4 protein-coding genes and 1 tRNA gene are annotated in these 9,639 nt (G+C 60.7%); 4 read left to right on the top strand and 1 reads right to left on the bottom strand.

Annotation, left to right across the window (positions count from 1 at the left end; genetic code table 11):
- The first annotated feature begins 3,166 nt into the window (after nucleotides 1-3,166).
- The 4 genes from AUJ55_00305 (at nucleotide 3,167) to AUJ55_00290 (ending at nucleotide 7,610) form a co-directional block, all read left to right on the top strand.
- A tRNA-Gly gene (locus AUJ55_00305) sits at nucleotides 3,167-3,240 on the top strand.
- Nucleotides 3,241-3,346: 106 nt separating this feature from the next.
- Nucleotides 3,347-3,778, top strand: a complete 432-nt coding sequence (locus AUJ55_00300; GenBank protein OIO61367.1) for a GTP pyrophosphokinase — start codon at nucleotides 3,347-3,349, stop codon at nucleotides 3,776-3,778.
- Nucleotides 3,775-5,022: an NAD(FAD)-utilizing dehydrogenase gene (locus AUJ55_00295; protein OIO61366.1), complete on the top strand. Its 1,248-nt coding sequence runs from the start codon at nucleotides 3,775-3,777 to the stop codon at nucleotides 5,020-5,022. The genes AUJ55_00300 and AUJ55_00295 overlap by 4 nt, the downstream gene beginning before the upstream one ends.
- Before the next feature lie 365 nt (nucleotides 5,023-5,387).
- Nucleotides 5,388-7,610, top strand: a complete 2,223-nt coding sequence (locus AUJ55_00290) for an isocitrate dehydrogenase (NADP(+)) (GenBank protein OIO61368.1) — start codon at nucleotides 5,388-5,390, stop codon at nucleotides 7,608-7,610.
- 371 nt (nucleotides 7,611-7,981) lie between these two features.
- Here the strand turns inward: AUJ55_00290 and AUJ55_00285 are convergent, their stop codons facing one another.
- On the bottom strand, nucleotides 7,982-8,983 hold the full coding sequence (locus tag AUJ55_00285; protein OIO61365.1) for an rRNA methyltransferase: 1,002 nt from the start codon (nucleotides 8,981-8,983) through the stop codon (nucleotides 7,982-7,984).
- Nucleotides 8,984-9,639 lie beyond the last annotated feature (656 nt).

The raw sequence follows: 9,639 nt of genomic DNA, 5'->3' as shown, positions 1-9,639 counted from the left end.
CGCACTTTTCCGGTGGGGGCTACCCTGGTGACCTGGACGGCCAGCGACACCAACGGCAATCAAACCTCCGCAACCCAGGTGGTCGTTGTCTCTTCGGTGGTTCCAGCTCCCACGCCCAACCCAGCACCACCCCCGACCGCGAATCTTCCCCTCGATCCCGGCGCGGCAGGCAGGGCAACCGTGGAGGGGATCGATTCGGATGGCGATGGGGTGCGGGACGACGTTCAAATTTGGATCGAAACGAATTATCCGAATTCGGAGCGGATGAGGATGGCGTTGCGGCAGGTGGCGGTGTCGTTGCAAGAATATATGAAAGGGTCTTTCAGTTTTGATCATACATTTCAAAATATTGGTGTAACAAGTCGTGCATCAAGCTGCCTGTATTTTATAGCACCAACACCAAAGGAGGCACATATTGCCTTTGTGGACTTGCATGCTATTGCCATGAACACGATGATGCGATCAAGGGCGGTATTGGCGGCCGATAGACATTTGAGTGGGATGATTTTGCGAGGTTATCAAGGGCCAGATAATGAGGCATGTAATTTCGACCCCAATACATTATCAAACTAAAAGGAGGCTGTTATGAACAGGATATTGCTCGTTGTATGCTTCATTGCATTTGGTTTGGCGCCCTTTATGGCTAAGGCCACCTGCTTGCCAAAAACCGCCATTGTTTATGGAAATGGAATGTTTAACTCAGGGCCCATGTCCGTTGAGTCAAGGGATGCTCTAAAAAATCGTTTTAAACAAGCACAGGCCCAGAGTTTTCCAAGTGAGCAAATTGAATATGACTTGGCCTTCGCCCGTAGCGACTCCCAATATCCCGGAATCGATGCGTTGGGCCAATTGCTTGAAGCCTATGCACTCAAGTTTGGGGATGATACGAGCGATTTGTGGAGAATGCTGGGAGGTAGGGTGACTCTTCGTTCTCCATCCGCATATTTGGACTGGTACATACCCATAGCAACCGCAATTACTGGTAGCGTTCTGCGAGCCATTTACGATCACGATATGGCCGATCACATTAGAATGTACAAAACCTATCTTGATGCCAACTACCGTGTGGTGATTGTTGCCCATTCCGAGGGTAATCTTTATGCCAACCAAGAATATGATCAATTGCTCGCCATCAATCCGGCATGGGAACAAAGCTTGGCAATTGTGTCCGTGGCCACGCCAGCGGGTCGGGTTGCCGATCCAAAGGGCCAACATTTCACCGTGCTTGAAGATTCGGTGATTAATGTAGTGGCGAGAAGGGTTTTTGGTCCGCTCAATGTTTTGGGTGTTTATTGCCCCCCTCCCCCGACGTGGCTTGGAATGGCTGGAGCGGGTTCCAGCGATTTCTTCGGGCACGATTTCGTGGCGCATTATTTGAACGGTGCCAATTCACGCGCTGCAATCCTTTCGAATCTGACGGAGCGCATCAAATCATTAACGTATCCAGGCTGCACTGCAACGCCATGGAAAAAGGTTTTTCTGCATGAGTGGAATGATGTCCGCTATTGGAATGGTACGGTGATGCGAGCGCTTCGGGATGATACGGCAAGGCTTCAATTTCATGCCGCCTACCAGCCCCCTGCAACTGGCGCCAGTAATGCTGGCGTTGTGACGGTTCAAGTCGAGAGTATGGATAACTGGACAAGCTCAGCTATGGCGCCTGATCTAGCGCCAAATGGTTTTCTGCAGTTTGTGCCCATACCGAGTGGGGTCGGTGTTCTTTCTGTCGTAAATAATATTACCGGAAATAGTTGTGATATTTACCAAAATAGCGCAGGAGAATGCCTGTGCGGTCTTCCCATCGAGCTCGGGGGAACAACGGTTTCATTAACGTCATATATTTGGGATAAAACAACCTCTACATTTTCTAGGTCAATCCAAAGTCAAACAGCACAAGTGTACCAAGTAGAAATGACTCCTGATTTCACGAAATCATCACCTTTTATTTTTGTCCAATCGGGCGTGTATCGAGATATTGGTTATGCCACCCAATACGAATCAAGCAAGAGTTGGAGGATTTTGTTGGGGGTTTCTACCCCAGGTTTTGGATGGTCAGATGCAGCAAATATTGCACTCGTCATAGATGTTGTAGATGGTCATTTAAGTTTGACAACCAAGACAGGTGAGCATCCAGATCCAACTAGTAATAGATGGCAAGTAAAGCCCCCTTTTGGTCTCTATTCCCCTATTCTGGCGAAAATTGCCGGGATCGATCCGGCAAGTTCACTTTCGGGGGTTCCAACATGGAGTCCTATGTATTCAGACCCTCTCATTCCCCGAGCACCTTACTTTTTTGATCAACGCGTGGTGGGCGGTGACGAAATGCCAGTGCCGGGGATGCCATTTTCATTGGCTCCAAATTTTATCGATCATGGTTATATGGCCGGTATTTTGACCTCCCCTGGATTGCCCATGGGGTTTAGAACCCATCCGGATCGTGTGGTGAATCAAGTTGGGGAGGCAACTACGATGTTTCCTCCGACAATTCCCTGGTATGTCGATCTCGACGTTACCACTGAGTCGAAGGCGTTTTTTGGTTGGATTAGGCCTGAGGACAAGTAGAGACAATAGGGTCCAAGCTGGATGCTCTTTGATGTCTTTGCGCTTCAGCCCCGCCCGGTTCACCGGGCGGGGCTTTTTCGGCTCCACGGTTGTCACCACCCCCTCACCCCACCAAAATCCTGCCGCTGGGGTTTCATCGAGTGCACACGGGGGTGGGTTTGAACATGAGTGGTTGGGGGCTTCGCGCCGTTGGGACGGCGCATTTCAAGCCAATGGTCGCCCAACGCACGACGCCCCCGACGTTGTTTTTCCACATTCTAAACAGGGGTGACAGGGTTTTCCCGCTCCGAGTCTAGGGTGACTGTGACCACGAGGGTCCGATGGCCTGTGGCGCCCGACCAGCGCCTGGGTCTGGCGCGCTGAGCCGCAAGGTGTGTTCGTACGGCAGGGCCGATGAAACACGGCACGACAGTCAGCGAGGGGATCCAGATGGTTACAAGATCGGGATCATCCAAGGTAGATAACAATTCCAATCCTTGAAAAACCTTGTCTTCCAGGCGTTGAACGCGCCCCGTTGACACAACCGGCTCTTTCCCTAGAATCCGCATCCCCCAAGGGATCCAGCGGTTTCGGGCTCTGCGGGCGAGCGGATGCGCTGCCATATGCGGGTGTAGTTCAATGGTAGAACAGGAGCTTCCCAAGCTTCTAACGTGGGTTCGATTCCCATCACCCGCTCCAATCAAAAAACCCCGGTCGGCTTTGAGCCCACCGGGGTTTTTTGTTGCCCCGATGCCTCTACTTCGGGAGGATGAAGCGACGCTGTTCCCGATGGTTGGAGGAGTTCGTGAGCACACTCGAACGCGCAGTCGCCATCGCCGCCCAGGCCCACGCCGGGCAATGCGACAAGGCGGGCGCCCCCTATTTGCTCCATCCCCTGCGGGTCATGCTGGCCCAAACCTCAAATACCGCCCGCATCGTGGCGGCGCTCCACGATGTGGTCGAGGACTGTCCCGGCTGGGATTTCGAGCGACTGCGCGCCGAGGGTTTCGACGACACGGTTTTGGCCGCCCTTGACGCGGTGACCCAGCGGCAAGGGGAGGATTACTTCGACTTCGTCCGCCGCGCCGCCGCCAATCCCATCGGACGCGCTGTGAAACGGGCCGACCTGATCGACAACAGCGATCTGTCCCGCATGGCCACCCCAGCCCCCCGCGATTTCTTGCGCCTGGCGCGCTACCGCCAAGCGCTCGCTTGGCTCGAAAGCCTCGAATCATGACCCCTGTCCAGACCGTTCCAGCGGTGGTGATCGGCGGCGGCCCCGCCGGCTTGATGGCGGCCGAGCAACTGGCGAGCGCCGGGATCGCGGTCCACCTCTTCGACGCCATGCCCTCGCCGGGCCGCAAACTGCTGCGAGCCGGCAGGGGGGGGCTGAATCTGAGCCATGCCGAGCCTTGGGCACATTTTGTGGCCCGTTATGGCGACCGGAGCTCCTGGGTTGAGCCGTGGCTGAACCGGTTTGGCCCCGAGACGGTGCGCCATTGGGCAGCGGGGTTGGGGATCGAAACCTTCGTTGGCACCTCGGGCCGGATCTTCCCCACCGACATGAAGGCGGCCCCCCTACTGCGGGCCTGGATCCACCGGATGCGCGACCTGGGGGTGCAATTTCATATGCGCCACCGTTGGAGCGGCTGGGACGACTGCGGCGCCCTGCGTTTTCAGACCCCCGAAGGGGAGCGGCTCGTCCACGCCGAGGCGACCATCCTGGCGTTGGGAGGGGGGAGCTGGGCGGCGACCGGTTCCGACGGCGCTTGGGTGGGGAGGCTGCGTGCGGCGGGGATCGGGGTGGCCGAACTGCGTCCGGCCAATTGCGGTTTTCAGGTTGCGTGGAGCGATCACCTGCGCGGCCGCTTTGCCGGTTGCCCTCTCAAGGGTGTGGTCGCCTCCTGCCGCGACCCCAGGGGGATCGAACATCGCCAGGGGGGGGATGCGGTGGTTTCGGCGGGGGGAATCGAGGGGGGGGCGATCTACGCGATTTCGGCCTGGCTGCGCGATGTGCAAGAGACCGCAGGGGTTGCAACCCTGCATCTCGACCTGCTCCCCGACCGCTCGTTGGAGGCGCTGCAACGCGACTTGGGCCATTCACGGGGTAAAGACTCTTGGAGCAATTGGCTGCGTAAGCGCACGGGACTCACCGGAATCAAGGCGGCGCTGCTGCGCGAAGGACTGCCGGGGGGGGAGGCGCTGGGCGATCCGGCGGCGCTGGCGGCTCGCATCAAAAATCTACCGCTCACCTTGATCGCCCCCAATCCCATCGACGAGGCGATCTCGACCGCTGGGGGAGTGATGCCCGATGCTCTGGACGAAAACCTGATGGTGACGGGCCGTCCCGGTTTGTTCGTTGCCGGCGAAATGCTCGATTGGGAGGCCCCCACCGGCGGCTACCTGCTCACCGCGTGTCTAGCCAGTGGTCGGGTGGCGGGGGAGGGGGCGGCGGCTTGGTTGGGGAGGCGGGGTGCGTGACGGAGCGTTTTTCCCCTTCAATCGCGTCGGGGGTGCCCCTGTAAAAGCGCCCCCCCGAGAAATCCACGGGTAGGAGTCCGGTCTCCGGGCGCTTCAGGCGTTGCCAAAACCCCAGCCCCCTCCTTCTGAAATTCAGCCCCCCGACCCGAACCCTCCCCTTCGTCTGCTCCGCTTGCCCCTGATCGAAATCCCGAACGAACCGTCAAAAATTGTGACCTTTTCGACACCCAAAAAAACCTGATTCCGTGCGATTTTCCGGGGCCATTCTGCTTGACGACCACATCAATAAATCAATAATGACCCCCCTTTTCGATAGCGCTAACACCCTTTCCTTTTTTCCCTTCCAACCCCATCGAGGCACCGCAATGAGCAAAGCCAAGATCATCTGGACCAAGATCGACGAAGCCCCCGCCCTGGCGACCTATTCGCTGCTTCCTGTCGTCAATGCCTTCACCAAGGCGGCCGGCGTTGTGGTCGAGGCTCGGGACATTTCGTTGGCTGGGCGTATTCTGGCCAACTTCCCCGAAAACCTGACCGCCGAGCAGCAGATTCCCGACGAGCTGACCGCGCTGGGGGAGCTGGCCAAGACCCCTGAAGCCAACATCATCAAGCTGCCCAACATCAGCGCTTCGATCCCCCAGTTGGTGGCCGCCATCGCCGAGCTGCAATCCCAGGGCTACGACATCCCCAACTTCCCCGAGAATCCTCAGACCGATGCCGAAAAAGAGATCCGCGCCCGTTACGGCAAGGTGCTCGGCTCGGCCGTGAATCCGGTGCTGCGCGAAGGCAACTCCGACCGCCGCGCCGCCCCTTCGGTGAAGCAATACGCCCGCAACAACCCCCACAAGATGGGGGCCTGGTCGGCCGATTCCAAGACCCACGTCGCCCACATGGAGGGCGGCGACTTCTACGGCAACGAGACCGCCACCACCATCGCCAATGCCTGCAAATACCGGATCGAGTTCGTCGACGGCAACGGCGCGGCGACCGTCCTCAAGGGCGAAGCCCCCCTGCTGGCCGGCGAGGTCATCGACTCCACCCACATGAGCGCCAAGGCGCTGCGCGAATTCATCGCCCAAGAGATCGCCGACGCCAAGGCCAAGGGGGTGCTGTTCTCGGCCCACCTCAAGGCGACCATGATGAAGATCTCCGATCCCGTCATGTTCGGGCACATCGTGTCGGTGTACTTCGCCGACGTCATCGCCAAGCACGGCGCGGTGTTGAACGGGCTGGGGGTCAACCTCAACAACGGGTTTGCCGACCTCGAAGCCAAGCTTGCCAAGCTGCCCGAAGCGCAACGCGCCGCGATCGAGGCCGACATCAAAGCCGCCTACGAAAACGGCCCGGCGATTGCGATGGTCGATTCCGACAAAGGGATCACCAACCTGCACTTCCCCAACGACGTCATCGTCGATGCCTCCATGCCCGCGATGATTCGCGACTCGGGCAAGATGTGGAACGCCGCCGGTGAGCGCCAGGATGCCAAAGCGGTCATCCCCGACCGTTGCTACGCCACCATCTACCAGGTGGTGATCGACGACTGCAAAAAGAACGGCGCCTTCGATCCCCGCACCATGGGCAGCGTCCCCAACGTCGGCCTGATGGCCCAGAAGGCCGAGGAGTACGGCTCCCACGACAAGACCTTCGAGGCCCCCGGTGTCGGCAGCATCCGCATCGTCGACGAGGCGGGCAACGAGCTGCTGTCGCAAGCGGTGGAAACCGGCGACATCTTCCGCATGTGCCAGGTCAAGGACGCCCCGATCCGCGACTGGGTTAAGTTGGCGGTCAGCCGCGCCCGCGCCACCGGAGCTCCCGCCATCTTCTGGCTCGACGAACAGCGTGCCCACGATGCTCAGTTGATCGCCAAGGTGAACGTCTATTTGAAGGATCACGACACCGCCGGGCTCGACATCCGCATCATGGCCCCGGCCGAGGCTTGTCAGTTCTCGCTGGACCGCATCCGCAAGGGTGAGGACACCATTTCGGTGACCGGCAACGTGCTGCGCGACTACCTGACCGACCTGTTCCCGATTCTTGAGCTGGGCACCAGCGCCAAGATGCTCTCGATCGTTCCGCTGATGGCGGGCGGCGGCCTGTTCGAGACCGGCGCGGGCGGCTCGGCCCCCAAGCATGTGCAGCAATTCCAGAAAGAGAACTACCTGCGCTGGGATTCGCTGGGCGAGTTCCTGGCCCTGGGGGTTTCCTTGGAGCATCTGGCGGCTGCGTTCAACAACCCCAAGGCGGCGGTGCTGGCCAAGGCGCTCGATGTCGCCACCGGCAAGGTGCTGGAGAACAACAAGTCTCCCGCCCGTAAGCTGGGCAGCCTCGACAATCGCGGCAGCCACTTCTACCTGGCGATGTACTGGGCTCAAGCCCTGGCCGACCAGGATGAGGATGCCGAGATCAAGGCCCGTTTTGCCCCCTTGGCTGCGGCCCTGAGTGCGAACGAAGACAAGATCGTGGCGGAGCTTGCCGCCGTGCAGGGCAGCCCCGTCGACATGGGGGGGTACTACCACCCCGACGATGCCAAGACCGAAGCGGCGATGCGTCCCAGCGCCACCTTCAACGCGGCCCTGGCCGCTCTGTAATAACCATAAGGCGGACCACCGGCCCTTCGGGGCCGGGAAGGTCCGGATGTTGTACCCACTAAAAAACCCCGGTCGATCTTCGGATCGACCGGGGTTTTTTGTTGCGTTTTTTAGGGCGGCGCCAATGTCGTAGCGCTTCCGAGCGGCCCACGGCTGGGCCGCCAAAATAGCGCTGTCGTAGGAGGCGACCTAAGTCGCCGAAGCTCTGCTTTTGGTTTTTGCGAAGCGTGCCGATTCAAGGCAGGAGGCCTTTCATCAGCGGATTCCCTGGATGAAGGGGCCCAAACCGAGCTGTCAACAGCCGATGGTGCGGGTGGGGCAAAGCTGATGTTGGTGTTGCGACACGTCGCTGAACCCAACGGCGGAGCCCTTTACGCCGATTCCCCCAGCGCCCGCGCCCGCAATTGCCCGCATCCCCCCTCCACATCTTGCCCCGCCGAGTGGCGCAGCTTGGTCAGCACCCCGCAGCGGTGGAGGTGGCGCGCCATCGCGGCGGCCCGCTCCCAGCTTGGGCGCTGGAATCCCATTTCCGAGCCGCTGTTGTAGGGAATCAGATTGAGCATCCCGTATTTGCCGGCCAGCAGCCGGGCGAGCGCCTCCAGCTCGGCGTCGGTGTCGTTGATCCCCTCCAGCAGGGTCCATTGGTACTGAATGGGGTAGTCGGTGGCGCGGCCGTAGTCATCGCCCAGGGCGATCAGTTCGGCGGGGTCGATGTCGGGGGCTTTGGGCAGCAGACGGCGACGCAGCGCCGGGTCGGTGGTGTGCAGCGAGATCGCCAGAGCCGGTTTGACGGCGCCTGCCTGCAAACGCGCGAAGAGGGGGCGGTCGCCCACGGTCGAGAAAACCAGGTTCTTGTGGCCGATCCCCCCTTCGGTGCCGAGCAGATCGATCGCCTCCATGACGTTGTCCAGGTTGTGCAGCGGTTCTCCCATCCCCATAAAGACCACCTTTTTGACCCGACGGCGGGCGCGCGCCAGGGTGACCTGGGCGACGATCTCGTCGCTGCTCAGCTGCCGAATCAGCCCGCTTTTGCCGGTCATGCAGAACAGACACCCCACCGCGCAGCCGACCTGGGTCGAGACGCACAGCCCATCGCGAGGCAGCAACACACTTTCTACCGTTTGGCCGTCGGCCAGTCGCACCAGCAGGCGCAGCGATCCATCCTCGCCGGGGTGTTCGCCGTGGATGCGGGCCAGGTCGTGCCAGCGCTCGCTGAGTCCGGGCAGGGCGGTGCGCAGAGACTTGGGGAGGAAGTCCTCGGCCCGCCGTCTGCGGGTATCGAGGGGGGCGCCCTGGAGCCAGTGGCGCAGTACGAGCCTCTCATGGCCGGGCAGGGCGCCCAGGTCGCGCAGGCGTTGTCGGATGGAGGGCATGGGGACAGGGTGCCAAACGAAAAGGGAATGGGGGCGGGATTGTGCGGATTTTGCGGGGGATTGGGGAGGGGGCTGCGCGGAAACGCCGATTAAATCAGCGCTTCCGAGCGGCCCACGGATGGGGCGCCAAAATCAGGAACGTCCGTCTAAGGCAATGCGGTAGGAGCGCCGCCCCCGGCGCGATTGCGTTTGAGGCAACAAGGTAGGAGCGCCGCCCCCGGCGCGATTGCGTCTGAGGCGACGTGGTAGGAGCGCCGCCCTCGGCGCGATTGCGTCTAAGGCGGCGCGGTAGGAGCGCCGCCCCCGGCGCGATTGCGTTTGAGGCAATGCGGTAGGAGCGCCGCCCTCGGCGCGATTGCGTCTGAGGCGACGTGGTAGGAGCGCCGCCCCCGGCGCGATTGCGTCTGAGGCGACGTGGTAGGAGCGCCGCCCTCGGCGCGATTGCGTTTGAGGCAATGCGGTAGGAGCGCCGCCCCCGGCGCGATTGCGTTTGAGGCAATGCGGTAGGAGCGCCGCCCTCGGCGCGATTGCGTCTGAGGCGACGTGGTAGGAGCGCCGCCCTCGGCGCGATTGCGTCTAAGGCGGCGCGGTAGGAGCGCCGCCCCCGGCGCGATTGCGTTTGAGGCAATGCGGTAGGAGCGCCGCCCTCGGCGCGA

This window comes from Proteobacteria bacterium CG1_02_64_396 (assembly GCA_001872725.1).
Lineage (GTDB): Bacteria > Pseudomonadota > MNWR01 > CG1-02-64-396 > CG1-02-64-396 > CG1-02-64-396.
Note: the sequence above shows the minus strand (reverse complement) of the source record. Positions and strands in the feature narration are given on the sequence as shown.